The organism is Synechococcus sp. RSCCF101 (assembly GCF_008807075.1).
In the GTDB taxonomy this organism is placed as follows: domain Bacteria; phylum Cyanobacteriota; class Cyanobacteriia; order PCC-6307; family Cyanobiaceae; genus RSCCF101.
Window position 1 is genome coordinate 326,799 of sequence record NZ_CP035632.1, and the last position, 18,305, is coordinate 345,103.

17 protein-coding genes and 1 pseudogene are annotated in these 18,305 nt (G+C 69.6%); 5 read left to right on the top strand and 13 right to left on the bottom strand.

What is annotated here, in order from left to right; genetic code table 11:
• Positions 1-25: 25 nt before the first annotated feature.
• From lipA to EVJ50_RS01645, 3 genes and pseudogenes are all read right to left on the bottom strand, one after another.
• Complete coding sequence (lipA, locus tag EVJ50_RS01635) at positions 26-982, bottom strand: lipoyl synthase (RefSeq protein WP_150882069.1); 957 nt, start codon at positions 980-982, stop codon at positions 26-28.
• 1 nt (position 983) lies between these two features.
• On the bottom strand, positions 984-1,553 hold the full coding sequence (recR, locus tag EVJ50_RS01640; RefSeq protein WP_255452638.1) for a recombination mediator RecR: 570 nt from the start codon (positions 1,551-1,553) through the stop codon (positions 984-986).
• Between the two features lie 227 nt (positions 1,554-1,780).
• Positions 1,781-2,946 (bottom strand): annotated as a pseudogene (locus EVJ50_RS01645) (IS5 family transposase).
• 108 nt (positions 2,947-3,054) lie between these two features.
• Between EVJ50_RS01645 and psbP the strand changes: the two are divergent.
• Positions 3,055-3,645 (top strand): photosystem II reaction center PsbP, encoded by a 591-nt coding sequence (gene psbP, locus EVJ50_RS01650; protein WP_150882071.1) that lies wholly within the window; start codon positions 3,055-3,057, stop codon positions 3,643-3,645.
• A gap of 27 nt (positions 3,646-3,672) precedes the next feature.
• Here psbP and EVJ50_RS01655 read toward each other — a convergent pair whose 3' ends face one another.
• Entirely contained in the window at positions 3,673-4,059 is a 387-nt protein-coding gene (locus EVJ50_RS01655) for a hypothetical protein (RefSeq protein ID WP_150882072.1), read from the bottom strand.
• Positions 4,060-4,181: 122 nt separating this feature from the next.
• Here EVJ50_RS01655 and EVJ50_RS01660 point away from each other — a divergent pair, with 122 nt between their 5' ends.
• Together EVJ50_RS01660 and EVJ50_RS14460 are read left to right on the top strand one after the other, a co-directional pair.
• Complete coding sequence (locus EVJ50_RS01660) at positions 4,182-5,510, top strand: NHLP bacteriocin system secretion protein (RefSeq protein ID WP_191964825.1); 1,329 nt, start codon at positions 4,182-4,184, stop codon at positions 5,508-5,510.
• Positions 5,511-5,696 carry a hypothetical protein gene (locus tag EVJ50_RS14460; RefSeq protein ID WP_191964826.1) on the top strand — a complete coding sequence of 62 codons (186 nt, stop codon included), beginning with the start codon at positions 5,511-5,513 and terminating at the stop codon, positions 5,694-5,696. It abuts the gene before it with no gap.
• Here the strand turns inward: EVJ50_RS14460 and EVJ50_RS01665 are convergent.
• From EVJ50_RS01665 to EVJ50_RS01690, 6 genes are all read right to left on the bottom strand, one after another.
• Positions 5,670-7,439: a TolC family protein gene (locus EVJ50_RS01665; RefSeq protein ID WP_150882073.1), complete on the bottom strand. Its 1,770-nt coding sequence runs from the start codon at positions 7,437-7,439 to the stop codon at positions 5,670-5,672. The genes EVJ50_RS14460 and EVJ50_RS01665 overlap by 27 nt on opposite strands.
• A 53-nt stretch (positions 7,440-7,492) precedes the next feature.
• Positions 7,493-8,614, bottom strand: coding sequence for an FUSC family protein (locus tag EVJ50_RS01670; protein WP_150882074.1), 1,122 nt, complete (start codon positions 8,612-8,614; stop codon positions 7,493-7,495).
• Positions 8,611-9,564: an aromatic acid exporter family protein gene (locus tag EVJ50_RS01675; protein WP_150882075.1), complete on the bottom strand. Its 954-nt coding sequence runs from the start codon at positions 9,562-9,564 to the stop codon at positions 8,611-8,613. Before EVJ50_RS01675 ends, EVJ50_RS01670 begins: the two co-directional genes overlap by 4 nt.
• Positions 9,565-9,591: 27 nt before the next feature.
• Positions 9,592-10,482: an LCP family protein gene (locus EVJ50_RS01680; RefSeq protein WP_150882076.1), complete on the bottom strand. Its 891-nt coding sequence runs from the start codon at positions 10,480-10,482 to the stop codon at positions 9,592-9,594.
• A gap of 192 nt (positions 10,483-10,674) precedes the next feature.
• A complete protein-coding gene (locus tag EVJ50_RS01685; protein WP_150884771.1) occupies positions 10,675-12,747 on the bottom strand; it encodes a cation:proton antiporter in 2,073 nt (690 codons plus the stop codon).
• Between the two features lie 181 nt (positions 12,748-12,928).
• Entirely contained in the window at positions 12,929-14,734 is a 1,806-nt protein-coding gene (locus EVJ50_RS01690; RefSeq protein WP_150882077.1) for an ABC transporter ATP-binding protein, read from the bottom strand.
• Positions 14,735-14,811: 77 nt separating this feature from the next.
• On the opposite strand from EVJ50_RS01690, the gene EVJ50_RS01695 reads away from it, so the two are divergent.
• Positions 14,812-15,024, top strand: coding sequence for a hypothetical protein (locus EVJ50_RS01695; RefSeq protein ID WP_150882078.1), 213 nt, complete (start codon positions 14,812-14,814; stop codon positions 15,022-15,024).
• 329 nt (positions 15,025-15,353) lie between these two features.
• Here EVJ50_RS01695 and EVJ50_RS01700 read toward each other — a convergent pair whose 3' ends face one another.
• Entirely contained in the window at positions 15,354-15,656 is a 303-nt protein-coding gene (locus tag EVJ50_RS01700) for an RNA-binding protein (protein WP_150882079.1), read from the bottom strand.
• 270 nt (positions 15,657-15,926) lie between these two features.
• Here EVJ50_RS01700 and EVJ50_RS01705 point away from each other — a divergent pair, with 270 nt between their 5' ends.
• Complete coding sequence (locus EVJ50_RS01705; protein WP_150882080.1) at positions 15,927-16,124, top strand: hypothetical protein; 198 nt, start codon at positions 15,927-15,929, stop codon at positions 16,122-16,124.
• Between the two features lie 75 nt (positions 16,125-16,199).
• Here the strand turns inward: EVJ50_RS01705 and EVJ50_RS01710 are convergent, their stop codons facing one another.
• Both EVJ50_RS01710 and EVJ50_RS01715 read right to left on the bottom strand, forming a co-directional pair.
• A complete protein-coding gene (locus tag EVJ50_RS01710) occupies positions 16,200-16,505 on the bottom strand; it encodes a hypothetical protein (protein ID WP_150882081.1) in 306 nt (101 codons plus the stop codon).
• Between the two features lie 8 nt (positions 16,506-16,513).
• Complete coding sequence (locus tag EVJ50_RS01715; RefSeq protein WP_150882082.1) at positions 16,514-18,151, bottom strand: DEAD/DEAH box helicase; 1,638 nt, start codon at positions 18,149-18,151, stop codon at positions 16,514-16,516.
• Positions 18,152-18,305 lie beyond the last annotated feature (154 nt).

The following is an 18,305-nucleotide window of genomic DNA, read 5'->3' on the forward strand; positions in this document are numbered from 1 at the left end:
GTCACCACCACCTGGCCTGTTTCCCTTACTGCCCGGCCTGCGGTGCTCCGGCTGCCGCCACGGAGTCCTCGCCGGCGTGATAGCTGCTGCGCACCAGCGGTCCGCTGCGCACCTGCTCGAAGCCCATCGCCCGTGCCACCGCCCCCAGCTCCTCGAACGCCTCGGGAGGCCAGTAGCGGCTCACCGGCAGATGGGCCAGGGAGGGGCGCAGGTACTGGCCCAGGGTCAGGCGCCGGCAGCCCACCGAGCGCAGGTCGTGCAGGGTCTTGATCACCTCATCGCGCTCCTCCCCGAGACCCAGCATCAGGCCGGATTTGGTGGGGATCTCCGGTGCCAGCTCCGCCGCGGCGGCCAGCAGATCCAGCGAGCGCCGGTAGGTGGCGCCACGCCGCACCACCCCCTGCAGCCGCTGCACGGTCTCGAGGTTGTGGTTGAAACAGGCTGGGCGGGCCGCCAGCACCGTCGCCAGGCGGTCGCGCTGGCTGCTCACCGCCCGGGCCGGATCGGCATGACCGCCCCAGAAATCGGGTGTGAGCACCTCGATCCCCACCGCGGCGGATCGGCGTCGGATCGCCGTCATCGCCGCGGTGAACAGGGTGGCACCGTGATCCGGCAGGTCGTCGCGAGCGACGGCGGTGAGCACCACGTAGCGGAGTCCCAGGTCCGCCACGGCTGCCGCGATGCGATCGCCCTCGCCGCTGTCCACCGGCTCCGGTGCCCGGCCCTTGTCCACCTGGCAGAAGGCGCAGCTGCGGGTGCAGATCGAACCGCCCAGAAGAAAGGTGGCCGTGCCGGCGGCGTAGCACTCTCCCCGGTTGGGGCATCGCCCCTCCTCGCAGATGGTGTGCAGCCCGCCGCTCTTGACCGCGGACTGCACCCGTGCGATTGCCGTGGCCTCGCCGAGGGGCCGCCGCAGCCAGGGCGGCAGCCTCTCCCCGACGGGGATGCTGCTGTAGCGGCTCCTCGGTCTCTCGATCGCCATCTCAGGTCACCGGTTGGCGGCCCTCGAGGGCCCGCGAGAGGGTGATCTCATCGGCGTATTCCAGCTCGCTTCCCATGGGCAGGCCGTAGGCGATGCGACTCACGCTGGTGAAGGGCCGGAGCAAACCGGCCAGGTAGAGGCTGGTGGTGTCCCCCTCCACGCTGGGAGTGAGGGCCAGGATGACCTCGCGGGGCTGGAGCCGGTGCACCCGCTCCACCAGGCTCGTCACCTGAAGCAGGTCAGGCCCGATGCCGTCCATCGGTGAGATCAGACCTCCGAGCACGTGGTAGAGCCCCGGGTACTCGCGGGTCCGCTCCAGGGCGAGCAGATCGCGCGAGTCGGCGACCACGCAGAGCAGATCCGTCTGGCGGGCATCGCTGCGGCAGATCTCGCAGCGGGGATCGGCCGAGAGATGGAAGCACTCGCGGCACTGGCCAACCTGCTCCCGGGCTGCCAGCAGAGCATCGGCGAAGGCCCGGCTCTGCTCCTCGGGCTGCCGCAGCAGATGCAGGGCCAGCCGCTGGGCCGTGCGCGGTCCGATGCCGGGCAGCCGCTCGAACTGATCGATCAGGCGCGCCAGGGGGCGCGTGAAGCCGCTCAGGGGGTCCGTGCCACTGGCCGAAATCTAGGAGGCTGCTGAAATTGCAGCCGAGACAGGAGCTGGTCCTGCTGTTTCCCACCTCGGTGCTTCTGGCAGCGATTCCCGAGTCGCCGGAGTGACGGCTTTGATGCAGCCGCCAGCCGGCACTATGTCGGAGAAGGCTCTTATTTGCATCGGACCACCCGGTTGCCTGCGTTTCATGCCATGGCCTCCCGTGAGCTGAGCAGGTTGGCCAGTCGGATCAGGTTGTAGGCCGCCACATGCAGCCGGAATACTGCCCCGACCCTGGATCGCCCTCTGGCCTTGAGCTGCCGCAGCCCCGCAGCCTGTTTGATCCAGCCAAACACCTGCTCGATCCGCTTCCTGGCCTTGATCGATTGGCCGTAGCCGGCATGGCGGACGGTTCGCCCGTCGATTGCGGAGCGGCGACGCGGGCCGCTGTTCTGGGCGACATGCGGCGTGACGCCGGCAAAGCGAACACCTGCCACGAAATCCCTGGTGTCATAACCCTTGTCCGCGGCGAGAGTCTTCTGGTGAGTACCCGGCAGAGCCTGTGCCATCCGCAGCGCAGCGGTTCGTTCCCCATGGCCATCCGCCCGGGTCACTTCACTGGCGACCACCAGGCCATGGCGGTTCTCCATCAGGCAATGACCCAGATAGCTGAGAAACGCTCCAGTGCCGCTGGATTTGCGGAACAGCCGCGCATCGGCGTCACTGCCGGATCGATGGGTCCGGTTGGAGAGCAGCAGCCCCCTGAAATCACCTCTGGTCCGTTTGCGGCCTTTCGCGGGAGCCCCACCAAATCCATGGCCACCACTGGGCGGTGGTGGACCGTCACCGTCATCCACTCCGTCCAGACGCTCGAGAGAGCTGTGGGATGCCCAGGCCCGCAGCAGGGTGCCATCGACCGAGAAGTGCTCGGAACTCAGCAGCGGCTTGACCTCGGGCGAGGCCAGCAGCAGCTCAAGGAACCGGGCCATGAGGTCCTCATTGAGCAACCGATCCCGGTTCTTGGTGTAGACGAAGTCGGCCGGAGGCCATAGGTGGTCGGATGCCAGACGGGATCGTCGGGGTTGAGGCCGACGAACCAGCGGAACAGCAGGTTGTAGTCCAGCTGCTCGATCAGCATCCGCTCCGAGCGGATGCCATAGATCGCCTGCAACAACAGGGCCAGCAGCAGCTGTTCCGGTGGGATGGAGGGACGACCACCCTCGGGATAGAGCCTGCAGAAGGTGGGATTCAGTCGGTCAAGGGCGTGATCCGCAAGACGCCGCACCTGCCTCAGGGGATGGGCCTTGGGAATCCGATCCTCGGTGGAGACATAGGAGAACAGGGGACCGGTCCGCTCCTGCTGTCCGCGCATTCGCCTGGTGCCGTTGGCTCATTCTCCCGCAGCTGACAGGGTTTTTCAGCGGCCTCCTAGGGCGGTCGGGCCGCTCAGCAGAATGGCTGCAGCACGCCGCCGCTCCCCATGACCCGTCTGCTTGATCTGTGGCACCGACAGCTCAGGCGCTGCCGGCGTGGGCTGCCCGGCCTGGCGCTGGCCCTGCTGCTGATCCTGCCGCTGGCGGCCTGCAGCGGCACCTCAGCCGGCTTCAACTCCTACCAGAGCCCGGACGGGCGCTATGCCTTCCTCTACCCCACCGGCTGGACCCGCGTGCAGGTGAGCGGGGGCCCGCGGCTGGTGTTTCACGATCTGATCAACAGCGATGAGACCGTCAGCCTGGTGATCTCGGACCTCGACGAGCAGGACTCGCGGCTCGAGGACCTCGGCAGCGCGGTGGCGGTGGGTGAGCGACTGCGGCGCCAGGTGATCGCTCCAGCCGGCAGCGGCCGTTCGGCCGATCTGATCGAGGCGCGTGAGCGCAGCGGCAGCGGCCACACCTTCTACGACCTGGAGTTCGCCGTGCACCTCGCCGACCGCGACCGGCATGAGCTGGCCACCGTGGTGGTGGACCGGGGCCGGCTCTACACCCTGGCGGCCAGCACCAACGAGGTGCGCTGGCCGAAGGTGAAGGGGCTGTTCGAGCAGGTGATCACGTCCTTCACCCTGCTGATCTGAACCGGGCCGCCAGGGGGGCTGCGGGCATCAGCTGTCCGGGCATTGATCCCGCATCACCTCGAAGGCCAGCTCCCGGGACTCCCTGACCTCCGATATCCAGCTCGCCAGCACCTTCAGGCGGGAGGCCACCGCAGGGGCCTCCGCCGGGTCATCCAGCAGGGGCTGGGCCTGCACGCGGGCCGCCTCCATGTCGTCGAGGAGCGTCGGGGCGGCTTTGATCACGCCAAGCGCGAAGGGGCAGGGCTCGGCACCGTGGATCATCACGTAGCTGTAGCTCCGCACCTGCTCGAAGCCCCTGAGCAGCCGGGTGCGCAGCTCATCCCGTTCCTCCTGCGTGATCACGCCCCCGGGGGGCGAGAGGGAGCAACCGGCGCTGGTCAGGGCGATGAGGAGGGCCGCTGCCGCGCGCGTCATGGTCAGAGCGTTCCGGTCGGGACCCGGTGATCATCGCCGGGACGGGACGGTCGGCCAGCGCCCGGCATCATCCCGGCTCGATGCTGCTGACAGCGAGCCGGACATCCGGCAGGCTGCCGGTCATGGTCCGCTCGGTTCCCCGCCTGTCCGGTTGGCCTCCGCCGCGCCTGTCCCGCCTGAGCGGGCACGGCCGGGTGGGTCTGGCCCAGGGCGCCATGGCGCTGGCCTTCGTGGGCTGGGCCCTGCTCTGGCCCGTGCCCACCGAGGTGGTGGGACAGGGTGTGCTGATCGTTCCTGATGGAGCCGGGATCCTCAACGCCCGTGCCGGAGGACAGGTACGGGAGCTGGCCGTGGCGGTCGGGGATCCGGTGCGTCGCGGCCAGGTGCTGATGCAGCTCGACCTGCCGGTGCTCGAGCAGCAGCTGGCCAGGCAACGCGGCAACCTGGACCAGCTGGAGCGTCAGAACGGGGCGCTCGACCGCCGTGATGCGCTGCGTCTCAGCACGGAACGCACGGCCCTGGACACGGCGCTGGCCAAGCTCGATGACGACGAGCGGCGTCTGCAGCAGCTCCGCAGCACCTACGAGCAGAAGCTGGAGAGCCTGGAGTGGCTCTCCGAACGCGCGGTGGTGGCCCCTCTCTCCGCCGCGGTGGTGGGAGCGGAGGCCGGCCTCACCGCCACCGCCGTGAGCCTGGATGACCTGGCGATCGAGCGCACCAACCTGCTCACCTCCTTTCAGGCGGTGAAGCTGGCGATCGAGACCGAGCAGCTGCAGCGCCGCTATCGCATCGATGACCTGCGGCGGGAGCTGCGGGTCAGTGAGGCCCGGCTCGCCTTCGACGGCACGGTGACGGCCCCGCGCGACGGCCATGTGCTCGACCTCCAGGTGATCCCGGGTCAGACCATCGCCACGGGTGCCCGGCTGGGGACGATCGGCCGGCCGCTGCCCCAGGCCGCCGCCGCGCCGCTGCGGCAGGAGGGGCTCGAGGCGGTGGCCTACTTCGCCCCGGCCGATGCCCGTCGCCTCCGCCCCGGACTGCCGGTTGAGGTGGTGCCGCTCTGGCAGCAGCGCGGCCGGTTCGGGGGCATCGAAGGCCGGGTCCGCAGCGTGCTCAGCCTGCCCGCCAGCGAGGAGGACATCAGCACCACGGTTGGCAATGCCCAGCTGGCGCGTGAGCTGCTCCAGGGCGGGCCCGTGATGCGGGTGCAGATCAGCCTGGACACCGATGACCGGTCGCTGGACGGCTACCGCTGGACCCTCTCCCGCGGCAGCGCCGTGTTCCCGGTGCGCGAGGGGCTGACCGTGGCGGGTCACGCCTATGTGGAGTGGCGGAGCCCCGGCAGCTATGTGCTGCCGGGGCTCCGCACCCTCACCGGCGGCTACCGCAGCCCGGGGATCGACCGCCAGAGCGATCGGCCCGCCCTGCGCCAGCCCGGTTCCCTGCCCTGAATGCGCGATCCCGGTTCTTCACCGCTGCGACGCGAGCTGCCCTGGCTGGTGGCGGAAGCGGCGCTGCTCGTGGTGCTGTGCAACGCCAATCCGCCGGAGCTGTGGTTCTGGATGGTGATGTTTCTCTCCCTGCTCGGCTATCGGATCGAACGCTGGTGGTCAGCCCGGCCCGGCTCCGGCCCCTGAGGGACCCATGAGCTCCAGGGTCGGCTCGATCAGCGCCCCGGGGTCCCGCGGAACCGGCAGCAGCTCTCGCAGCAGGCGGGCGTAGGTGATGTTGCCGCTCACGGTGGCCTCGAGCCGCTGCACGATGGCGCTCACCAGCCGCTCCTGGGTGATGGAGAGATCCACCTCGCTGCTGAGACCGCTGCGGTACCGCAGGCTCATGTCGCGGAAGGCCTCCAGGCTGGCCCCCACGCCGCGCCGGGCGGCCGCGACGCGGGCCAGGCTGGCCTGGTGCTCGAAGAACGCCTGCTCGAGGCGCAGGCGCAGGGCGTTGCGGCGGGCGGCGTAGCGCTGCCCGGCGGCCGCTTCCCGGCGTGCCAGCGACTCCGCGCGGTTGGCGGTGCGGCCGGCATCGAAGAGCAGCCAGTGGATGGCCACGCCCATCGACCAGTCGGTGCTGCTGCGGTTCAGCCGGGGGCTGATGCTGCTGCCGCAGCAGCCGCCACCCTCCACCTCGAAATCGTCGTTGGCCACGCTGGATCCGCTGACGCCCGCCGCTGCGAACAGGCTCAGGCGAGGCAGCGTGTCGGCCGCGACCACATCCTGCTCGAGGGCCAGGGCCCGCCGGGTGGCCAGCACGGCCTCCAGTTCCGGATTGTTCTCGTAGGCCGCCAGCAGGCTGGCCTCCAGATCCAGCGGCCAGGGCGACTGGAGGGTGATCGGTCCGGCGGCGGTCGGGATCACATCGGGCGGCAGGTTCAGCGTGGTGGCCAGGCGGCGCCGCGCCACGGCCCGGTCCGCCAGGGCCTGGATCAGCCGTTCCTCGTCCGCCGCTTCGATGGCGCTGCGCCGCAGCCGGTCCACCCTCGGCACCAGCCCGGCTCGCTCGAGCTCGAGCACGTCGGCCAGGATCACCATGTCGTTGCGCAGCACCGCCTGCCGCAGCCGCACCAGCTGATCGGCGCGCTGGAGGGCATAGAACGCCTCGCTCACGTCGAGCTGCAGCCCTCGGAGGCTGAGGGCGTAGGTCTGCCGGCTGCGCTCCAGCCGGGCCCGCGCGGCCCGCAGCCTGGGGGTGCGGGCGAAATCCACCAGGTCGTAATCGAGCTGCAGCGCCGCCTCGAATCGGCTCTGGGTCTCCCGGAAGCGGACCCCGCCTCCGGCCGGCACGTAGAAGGGCCCGGGAATCGCTGCCGTGGTGGCCTCCGGCCGGATCGGGAGCTCGGGATCGAACAGAGGGCCGAAACCCAGATCGTTGTTGGCCTCCGAGGCGCTGAGGCTGGGGTTGCGCCGCAGCAGCGCTGCATCGGCCGCCAGGCTGAGACGGGGCCAGTAGCGACCCGAGGCTGAGGCGACCTCCGCTGCCTGGGCTGCCACCTCCTCCCGCTGGACCTGCAGGGCGGCGCTGTTGGCGAAGGCCAGGCTCAGGGCCTGCGTCAGGTCCAGTGAGCGGACGACAGGCCGCTCCAGCGCTTCGGGGCCCGGCAGGCTCAGGGCCGGAGCTGGAACGGCCTCGTCGGGCCGCAGCGGAGCGGAGGCCGGCCGGTTGGGTTGCAGCAGGCCGCCGGGCCATGGCCGCAGCCCGGGCTCCCGCAGCGGATCGGGCTGAACGGCCGGCGCCGCCGGCAGCAGCTGATCAAGCTCCTCCAGCTGGCTGTCCAGGGTCCGCCAGCGACGCTCCAGCAGCTCGCGGCTGCTCCCCGGGCCCTCTGCGGCCATCACCGCGGCCGCTCCGGCGGCACTCAGCAGCGTCGCCCAGAACATCGGCCTGAGGCACACCATCGCAGCGGGGCCGGGACGCAGGGTGCTAATCAGTTTCAGGACGGCTTCGCTCCGACCCCAGCGCCCCTGGACAGGTTCAGGGCTGGCAGCAGCTCCTGGATCGCCGCCTCCACCTGCCTGCAGAGGATGGCGCGCCGTGCCATCTGGCGCCATCGCGGTGCGGGGATGTCCTGCGGTGGTTGCCGGTCCAGTTGCCGGATGGCCCGCCCGAGGCCGGAGCGCGTCGCCCCGGCAGGGCTCTGGGGCGGCGGCGGCCCGGCCGGCCCGATGCTTCGGAGCGGTTCCGCATGGCCCAGGGCTCCGGCCAGCTCCAGCAGCCGGTCGGAGCCCCGCCGCAGCACCTCGGCTTCCGCGGTGTGCAGCGCCGCCACATCCGCGTGTTCTCCGGGATCGCCCGGTGGCCTGAGGCTGCGCAGCCCGTCGAGGGCGGTGATCAGCTGGGAGGCCAGCAGCTCGGCCCGGCTCCAGATCCGGTTCAGCGGGTGATCCTCCGGGCGGTTGCCCAGCTCCCGCCGTGCATCCGGCAGGGCCTGCCGGCAGCGATCGAGTGTTCCCAGCAGGGTGCTGCGGCGCTGCCGCCGCCAGGCGCTGCTCCGCCGGGTGGCAGCGGCCGGTCCTTCCAGCCGCTCCGCCTCCTCGATCAGGTCGCGGGCCAGCTCTCTGAACAGATCGGCCAGCCGCCCGTGCAGGAGCGGAATGGCCCGGTCGGGCCAGATCAGGCGCACGGCCAGCAGCGCCGCGATCACCCCGACGATCGTCCAGACCACCCGCAGCGGGCCCCACACGAGCACATCGCGGGAATGGACCAGCCAGCCCATCACCACGATGTTGCCCGCCACCTTGTACCCCACCTGCAGCCCCAGGGCGGCCCCCAGCAGCCGTGTCGTCGCCAGGGCCATCCCCATCCCCAGGGGCAGCGGCAGCGACAGGCCTCTCTGGAAGACCACGACGATCAGGGCACCGAGGCCACTCGCCAGCACCCTCTGCATGCCGATGTTGAGCGTGCCGCCGTAGCTCCCGGAGAGCACCGCCAGGATCGCCAGGGGCATGTAGTACGCGTCCGGCACCGGATTGAGCTGTGCGAAGCCGGCGCCCAGGCCCGTGATCACCGCCAGACGCAGCTCGCGCCGTGTCGTCAGCGGCTGCCGGGCCCTCATGGGCGTCTCTCCGCCACGAGCGTTGATTCCAGTCGCTGCTGACGACGCAGCAGGAGCAGCAGGCGTGTCAGTTCCTCCTCGAGCGAGAGGGCCAGAAAGGGGCCCAGATCCGGGCTGCGGGAGGCGAGGTCCGCCATCGCGGCCGATGCATCCGCGGCGCCGGTCAGGGCGGCGGCGAGGCCGGGCAGCGGCTGCAGGGAGGGCTGGCGGCCGAGCCGTTCCAGCAATCGCTCGCACAGCATCCAGCGCTGGATCAGCACCTGCCACAGCAGCAGCCGCTGCGGCCAGCGCTCCTGTCGTGCGGGGCTGAGCGGCCCGCCATGGCTGGCCTCTTCGCTGGCCAGGAGCCTCTGCGCTTCGAGCAGGCGGCTGGTCAGTTGTGCCGGCCGGATCGGCTCCGGCGGGCTGCCGGTGCGTCTCAGCCAGTCGGCGATGCGCTGACGCCGCTGCAGCAGGAGCGCGTGAAGCTCGGCGTCCAGCTGGCACAGCTGCTGCAGACGATTGCGGGGCCAGAGCAGCCGGCACACGAGCAGCGCCACGGCGATGCCCACGGCCGTGTCGAGGGCGCGGTTGAACACGTAGGTCCAGTCGAGGGCGCTGTAGGCCTCCACCGAGAGGAAGATCACGGGAATCACCGCCGCGGTGGAGAGCCCCGGGCTCCAGCCCAGCCGCCGCACCAGGGGGATGGTGATCAGGAGACTCACGAGCACACCGGGCCATCCAACGAGGATGGTGTGCACGAGAAAGGCCACCAGACCGCCGGTGATCGTGCCGAGGATGCGGCCCCGCGCCGCTCTCAGGGTCGATTCATCCCGGTCGTCGATCACGAAGAGGATCGCCAGCAGCGGGTACCAGACGAAATCGACCCGTTGCCAGTGGATGGCCAGGGTGCAGGCGATCGCGGCGCTCAATCCCAGCCTCAGGCTCTGCCGCAGGGCTTCGTGTGCCATGCCGGGGCGGTGGGGCCTCCCGCCTGGTCAGAACACGAAGGCGTCGTCCTCCCTCTCCCGCGGCTCCCACCGGCTCAGATCCGGCCAATAGGTCTCCAGATAGCTGATGTTGTTGAGCATGAAGGGCCTGGCGTCCAGCCGCTCGGCCTCCAGTTCGGTGGTGCCGATCCGGGTGATCAGGCCGCCGAGCTCCATCGGACCCAGGTCGGTTCGGATGTTCTGGCTGGCGGCCCCCAGCAGCACGGGCAGCCGCAGCACGATCTCGGGAGATGTGAGTTTCTTGACCAGGGCATGCAGCACCAGCTGCTGACGATCCAGCCGCCCCAGATCACCCTCCTCGTCGTGGCGCCAGCGCAGGAATCCCTCCAGATCCCGGCCCCGCAGCACCTGGGGACCTGGCTGCAGGTCGATCAGCAGATCCTGGCTGTTGTCGACGTAGTACAGACGCTTGGGCACGTCCACCTCCACGCCGCCGATCAGATCGCTGAGGGAGCGGATGCCGTCGAGGTCCACCACGATGTGGTGATCGATCGTGACGCCGAGCAGGTGGGAGAGCTCGGACTTCACCGCTTCGGTTCCCCCGTAGGCGTAGAGGGCGTTGACCTTGAGGGCCCCATACCCCCAGCTCTCGATGTAACTGTCCCTGGGGATCTGGAAGGCCCGGGTGACGCCGTCATTCACCTGCAGCGCCACGATCACATCGGTGTTGGTGCCGCTGGCATCGGTGCCGAGCACCAGGAACACCTCACCCGTCTGCCCCATCCAGTTGCGGAAGGGATTGATCGCGGCTGTGAGGTTGGGCCGGCCCTGTTCCGGTGCCGCGAGGGGAGCTTCGCTCAACAGGGAGATCAGGGGCCTGGCCAGCGCGAGGCCTCCGGCCAGGCCTGCTGCGATGGCCAGAGGGACGGCGACACGCATGGGGCTGGGGAGACCCGCCGGTTGTCGCACGGCCATGGGCTTCATCGCAAGGGGCAAATCGTCCTAAGCAGGGGAGGAAAGGGGGGGATCCGAATCCGATCTGGGTCCGACTGGACCCATCACCCCCCTTATCGCGCCCGGACCGCCCCTCTGGACCGTTTCAGGTGCCACTCAGCCGCGTGGCACCCGGCATCAGTGGATCGGCTCGCTGATCACCATCGAGGCCGCGGAGAGGCCCGCCACCAGCCGGCTGGCCAGATCGCTGGCCGGAACCGGCAGTCCGGCCACCTTGCGTCGCTGGGAGCGCAGGATCACCAGCTCGTGGGAGCCGGACAGGCGCCGGATCGCCTCCTCCACGCCCGGTCCCGGCAGCACCACGGCCCGCACCCGCGGGTGGCCCGCGCGCGGCGGGGCCCAGTGCTCCAGCTCCTGCCGCAGCCGTGACCGTTCGGCGCTGCCGAGGCGTGGGTCGTGCACGTGCAGCAGGGTGATCACTCCCTGGCTGTTGGTGCCGAGCAATCGCAGGGCCAGCCCGAACTGCTCGCGGGCACTGGCGCTCAGGTCCTTGAGGGGGACGAGCACGGTGCGGATCCCGCCCGGGTCGAGGCCCTGAAGGCTCACCACCACCACCGGGCAGTGGGCGGTCCGGCAGACCCCGTCCACCAGATCGCCGAAGAGCCAGCGCCGCAGCCGGTCCGGGCGGCGCCCGCCCATCAGCACCAAGTCGGCCCCGCGCTCGAGTGCCGATCGGCTCATGCCCCCGGGAATGTCCTCATCGAGGCGGAGCATGGTGGAGGTGGGAACCTGCAGCTCGCCGCCGAGGGCGTCGGCCATCCGCAGCCGCGCCCGGGCCGCGGCCATGGCCCGGCCCAGACCGCCCCGCCTCTCCTCCAGGCTCGGGCAGACCACGGCCAGGGGCACCAGGCTGCCCGCGCCGCCCCCCTCTCCGGGCAGCAGCCGGGCGGCCATCGCCAGCAGGCCGGCCTCCGTCCGCGGGTTGGCGATGGGCACCAGCACCGTGAGAGATCGCGGCGCCACGGCGCCCGAGTGGTTCCAGTCGGGGTCCTGCCCCTCGTCCTCGAGGCTCTGCAGCGGGTCACCCTCCACCAGCCGGGGCACGGCACGGGCGGTGAGGATCGGCCCGAGGGTGGCCGTCACCACCATCACCGCCAGCACGCTGCTCAGCACCCGCTCATCGAGCAGGCCGGCCCGGAATCCCACGAACGCCGCCGCCAGCGTGGCCGCGACCTTGGGCATCGCCAGGGACCACATCATCAGCACCTGGGGCCGGCTGTAGCCGAACAGGCGACCGGCGAGGGCGGAGGCCAGTCCCTTGCTGGCGATCGCCCCCACCAGCATCACCACGGTGAACTCGGCGCTGGCCAGGGTGTTGAGCAGGCCCCCCAGGTCGAGCAGCAGGCCGAGGTGGATGAAGAAGATGGGGATGAACAGCACCCCGCCCACGAAGATCACCTGCTCCTTGACCCGGCCTTCGGGCAGCACCGAATTCACCGCCAGGCCGGCCAGGAACGCGCCGACGATCTTCTCCACCCCCGCCAGTTCCGCCCCGAGCGAGGCCAGGAACAGGGCCAGCAGCACGGCGAGGAACAAGCGGTTGTCATCGCTCAGACCCATCTGAATCAGCCGGCGTCCGCTCCAGCGGATGCCCCACACCACCACCACGGCGAAGAGGCCGATGCCCAGCAGCAGGCCGGCCAGCCCCTCGCCGCTGAGGCTGCCCCGGCCCATGCCCAGGCCCACCGCCAGCAGCAGCAGCGCGGCGATGTCGGTGAGGATCGTGCTGCCGACGCTGACGATCACCGATTCATCGGCCATGGCGCCGTAGCTGCGCACGATCGGATAACCCAGTGGGGTATGGGTGGCCATCAGGGCGCCCAGCAGCAGGCAGGCCACCAGCGGGTAGCCGAAGCCCCAGCCGATGCCGAAGCCCGTGCTCACCCCCAGCACGAACACCAGCACGCCGAACAGGGCCGAGCGGCCCCGCACGCGGCTGAATTCATCGAGATCGATCTCGAGGCCCACGGTGAACAGCAGGTAGACCGCCCCGATCTCCGAGAGCAGCTCCACCGTCTCGCTGGCCGGGTCCAGCCAGCCGGCCACATGCGGGCCCGCGGCGATCCCCGCCAGCAGGAGCCCCACCAGCTCGGGCAGGCCCAGGCGCCGCACCAGCGGCGGCACCACCACCGTGATCGCCAGCAGCAGGGCGAAGATCGAGAGGGGCTGATCGGCCAGCGAGTGCTCCATCCCCCCTGGCGCCAGGCTCTCGCCGGCCGCCCCCGAGGCCAGCACCAGCTGAGCGCCGCCTCCGGTAACGGCCAGGGCCGCAACGATGCTCAGCGACAGCACGGCCGTCGGCACAGGCCCGAAACGGGGCATGGTCGGCAGCGTCGCTGTGGGAATCCTGCCCGCGACCGGGGCCCTGCGCTCAGAGCGCCAGGGCCTCATCGGGCCGCAGACCGGCCTGAACGCGCCAGAGACCGGCGTAGGCGCCGTCGGCGTGGAGCAGCTGGTCGTGGCTGCCCGATTCCGCAATCCGGCCCTGCTCCATCACCACGATGCGATCGGCGTGACGGACCGTGCTGAGGCGATGAGCGATCACAACTGTGGTGCGCTCGTGCGTGATGGCATCGAGCGAGCGCTGGATCGCCGCTTCCGTGTCGTTGTCCACCGCCGCGGTGGCCTCGTCGAGCACCAGCACGGGAGCTTCCTTGAGGATCGCGCGGGCCAGGGCGATGCGCTGGCGCTGGCCGCCGGAGAGGCGCTGGCCGCGCTCCCCCACGGTGGTCTCGTAGCCGTCGGGCAGCTCCTCGATGAAGGCTGCGGCCTCGGCCAGTCGCGCGGCACGCCGGATCTCGGCCGTGGTGGCGTCAGGGCTGCCGTAGGCGATGTTCGCCGCCACGCTGCCGTGGAAGAGATACACCTCCTGGCTCACCAGAGCGATGGCGCGGCGCAGATCCTGCAACCTCAGGCTCTCCACCGGGATGCCGTCCAGCAGGATGCGGCCGGCGTTGATGGCATAGAGGCGCAGCAGCAGTTTCACCAGGGTGCTCTTGCCGGAGCCGGTGGCTCCCACGATCCCCAGGGTCTGACCGGCGGGAATGGCAAGGCTGAAGCCGTTCAGCAGGGGCTCGCGGCCCTGATAGGCGAAGTGCACATCCCGGAATTCCACGGCACCGCGCACCCGGGCCTTGGGCAGGGCCGTCTCGCCGGTGGCGATCCTGATGGGCGTGTTGATCAGATCGAGGACCCGTTTCACCGAGGCCATCGAGCGCTGGTACTCGTCGAGCGTGTTGCCCAGACGAGTCAGAGGCCAGAGCAGGCGCTGGGTGATGAAGACCAGGAAGCTGTAGCTGCCCACCGCCAGAGCGCCCCGCCAGGCCTGCAGGCCTCCCAGCAGAAGGATCGCCAGGAAGGCGAAGAGGATCGCGAAGCGGATCAGGGGGATGAAGGCCGCCGAGAGTTTGATGGCCCTGGAATTGGCAGTGCGGTACCGATGGCTCTGCTCGGCCAGCCGCACGGCTTCACGGGCCTCGGTGGCGTAGCTCTTGATGGTGACGATGCCGCCGAGGTTGTTGGTCAGCAGCGAGGCGATGGCCGAGGCCTGATCCCGCACCTCCGCGTAGCGCGGTGCCAGACGGCTCTGAAAGCGCAGCGACCCGGCCAGGATCACCGGAATGGGCAGGAACGCGATGCCGGCCACGCCGGGCGACAGGGCGAGCATGGCGCCCCCCACCAGAAGCACGGTGGTGGCCAGCTGGAGCAGTTCGTTGGCGCCCTGGTTGAGGAAGCGCTCCAGTTGGTTGATGTCGTCGTTGAGGATGGTGAGCAGGCGGCCGGTGCTGCCGCGCTCGTAGAACGCCAGTTCGAGATGCTGGACGTGGTCGTAGGCCTCGAGACGGAGTTCGTGCTGCACCGTCTGGGCCAGATTCCGCCAGAGCAGGGCGTAGAGGTACTCGAACAGGGATTCCGCGGTCCAGACCAGGAAGGAGAGCAGCACCAGGGCCAGCAGCTGCTGGGGCACGGTGACCAGCCCGATCCGTGCGAAGAACGACGTCTGCTGCTGCACCACCACATCCACCGCCAGGGCGATCAGGGCCGGAGGTGCCAGATCGAAGATCTTGTTGAGCACCGAGCAGGCACTGGCCAGCAGCACCGTTCGGCGATGGGGCTTCAGGGCGGCCAGCAGACGCTGCAGCGGCGCAACGGTGCGAGAGCTGGATCGGGAGGGCATGGTGAAGCTGTTTGTCGACGCGCCGGTGCAGCCACCCTGGCGGGAGTAGACCGAGGTCATCTCAGGAAGGAGGGCGCATGACCCGTTCCAGAGCCTTGAATCGCTTTCACCGCTGGACCGCCAAGGTGCGCCGGCGTCATCTCAGATCAGCGTTGCCCGAGGAGAAGCTCTGGCATCTCCCCGAGCCCCCCAAGATGAAGAGTGGGGATGAGCTCAGACGGCTGGCCTGGCAGAGAGACCAGCTCTCCCAGCTGGAGGATCCGGCCCTGGTGGAGGAAGCCTTCGGTTGACTCCGGAACGCGTTCGCTGGCCGGAAAGCACAGTCTGAATCGGGACGTCGGGACCGGGTCTTCATCAACGACACGATCCCGGGCTGATCATCCGAACAGCGCAGTCTGTTGCAGAAAGTGCGGCTTCTTGAAGGTGCCGAACGGCTGCTTCCAGCAGAACGGCTGCTATTGGCCTGCCCCCTTTCCGCTCAGACGGGTCGACGGAGATGCGTGTTTGACGACTATCGCCGGTGCCAACGGCGCTCAAGGCATTGGCGTTGTGGACCGGGCGGGAGACCCACACTGGTCTCAAGCCGCCCGGGCCCGTTGAGGGTGTGACGCCTCAGCGATCACCAGCGGTCGCCGCCGCCGCCCCCGCCGCCGTAGGACCGACGCGGGGCGCTGCTGCGCTCCCGGGGGGTCGCTTTGTTCACACGGATCATGCGGCCCATCCACTCCACATCCTGGAGGTCGTCGATGGCGGCCTGCTCCTCGGTGTCGTTGGCCAGTTCCACGAAGGCGAAGCCCCGCTTGCGGCCCGTCTCACGATCAAGCGGGAGACTGCACTGCTTGACCTCGCCGTACTGGGCGAACAGGTCGAGCAGATCCTCGCGTTCGGCCTGGAACGAGAGGTTGCCAACGTAAATGGTCATTCCTGGATTGGGTCCGGAGTAGGGAGATCGCGCCAGCCGTCTGTGAAGCACCAGCTCGGGGAGGGGTGGATCCCCCGAAGCCCGCCGTCCGGTCACGGGGTCTGAAGCAATTACACCCTACCTGCCAGCGGCCCCGCTTCCGCTGGTCCAGCCGCGCCCGCGCGGCACAGGATTGCGAGCCGTTGCCGACATCCGCAGAAAATCTGAAAAAGATCCGGGGATCCCGGGATCCGTCTCATTGTCATCATCCTCTGACCAACCGATGCGACCGTGGCTGTGCCGGAACCCAGAGCTCTCGCCTGGAACGACGACGGTGAGCTGGACGCCCAGGACCGATTTGACCTGCTCCAGAACCTGATGCTCACTGAAAACGACTGCGTCCAGATGGAACTGATCGCTGCCATCGAGCGCCTGACCCTGGAACAGGTCAGCCTCACCGGGGCCGTCACGCAGATTCTCAGCGGCTGATCGTCGGCTGACAGCGTCTGCAATGGTCAGCGGCCCCTGACCATTGCAGGGGCATGGGGATCGCCCCCGGGCGGTTCAGAGGCTGTAGCGACGGCTGGCCAGGCTTCGGCAGTGGCGTTCCGCTCCCGCCAGGCTCTGGCCGTCCCTGACCTCCGTCAGGAAGCAGCTGCAGGTCCAGTCGGCCATGCCGGCCGGTGGCGTCTTCCCGGCTTCCGCCATGGCCGCATCGAAGCCGACCCGGCAGAGCTCCATCACCACACCACCGCGGAAGAGGTTGGCCTCGCCGTCCCGTTCCATGGCCATGGCGCTGCCGCCGGTCCCACCCGGCAGCAGCAGAGCGAGTGAAACGCAGGCCAGCAGCGAGGAACGCAGAACGGTCACGACGGCTCTCAGGCGAGTTTGCTGAGCTGGAGCGGTTTGTTCATCACCCGCAGCTGATGCAACGAGGTGACCATCTCGGGACTGATGTCCCGCGGCAGGTCGACCGTGCTGTGGGCATCGAAGATGCGGATGCGGCCGATCCGCCTCCCCTGCAGGCCGGTTTCGTTGGCGATGGCACCCACGATGTTGCCCGGCTTGACCCGGTCCCTCCAGCCCAGCTCGATGCGGTAACGCTGCATGTCGGCTTCGATCGGGCGCTCATCCAGATCGGGTCGGGGCCTGGAGCTGCCTCCCCTGCGCTCACGCCGTCCTTCGGTGCTGCGTCCCACGGTTCTGGTGGATGCCATCCGCCGCCAGGGCTCATCGCCCTGAACCAGCAGGGGCTTGCCGCCCACAGCCAGTTGCAGGGCCGCCAGGGCGAGCTCATCGGCCGAGCAGTCCAGTTCGCCGGCCACCCGCTGCAGCAGTTCGCTCAGGAGGGCTCGCTCGTCGGCGCTGCCGGAGTCGTGGCGGACGGCATCGGTGAGGCGGGAGCGCAACCGGTCGAGCCGGTGCTGGTTGATGGCGCTGTTGGAGGGCACCTCCATCGCTTCGATCGGCTGGCCCACCGCACGCTCGAGACCACTGAGGAAGCGGCGCTCACGGGGAGTCAGGAACAGGATCGCGTCGCCCCGGCGCCCGGCGCGGCCCGTCCGGCCGATCCGGTGCACATAGGCCTCACTGTCGAACGGAACGTCGTAGTTGATGACCAGACCGATGCGGTCCACATCCAGTCCACGGGCCGCCACGTCGGTGGCCACGAGGATGTCGACGCTGCCGTTGCGGAGACGCTCCACCGTGCGCTCGCGCTGGGCCTGGGCCACATCACCGTTGAGGACGGCGACGTTGTAACCGTGCCGCTCCAGCGCTTCGGAGATGGTGACGCTGATCGATTTGGTGCGGGCGAAGATGATGACGCCGCTGTCGCTCTCCGCTTCCAGGACGCGGCTGAGGACCTCCAGCTTGTGGGGCCCCTGAACGATCAGATGGCGCTGACGGATCCGGCCGGAATCACGGGCATCGGCCTTGATGGTGATCTCCGCCGGCTCCCGCAGATGGCTCCGGGAGATGGACCGGATCTCGCGGGGCATGGTGGCGGAGAACAGCACCAGCTGCCGCTCATCGGGCAGGTGCTCCAGCACCCACTCCACATCGTCGATGAAGCCCATGCGCAGCATCTCGTCGGCTTCATCGAGCACCAGGCAGCTGAGCCCGGAGAGAACGAGGGTGCCCTGGCGCATGTGGTCCATCACCCGTCCCGGCGTGCCCACCACCACATGCACGCCGCGGCGCAGCTGATGGATCTGGTCGCGGAAGTCGGCGCCGCCGTACACGGGCAGGATTCGCAGACCTTTGAGGTGGGCGCCATAGGCCGAAAACGCTTCGGCCACCTGACCGGCCAGTTCACGGGTGGGAGCGAGGACCAGAACCTGGGGGGCTGCGCATTGCAGATCGATCCGTTCCAGGAGGGGCAGCGCGAAGGCTGCGGTCTTGCCGGTTCCGGTCTGGGCCTGGCCCACCAGGTCGCGACCCAGTAGCAGCTCGGGGATGGCCGCCGCCTGGATCGGGGAGGGCTGGCTGTAGCCGCGATCCTGCAGGGCCTGCATGAGGGGGTCGGACAGGCCGAAGCCGGCGAACCCGTTGCCGCGGTCCGCTGAATGAAGAACAGTTGTCACAGGCAATGTCAGAGGGAAAACCCGGTGGAGCCGGGAGCCTTCAAACCGGAAGGACTGGCAGCGCTCACCCGGTGACTGCCTGCCG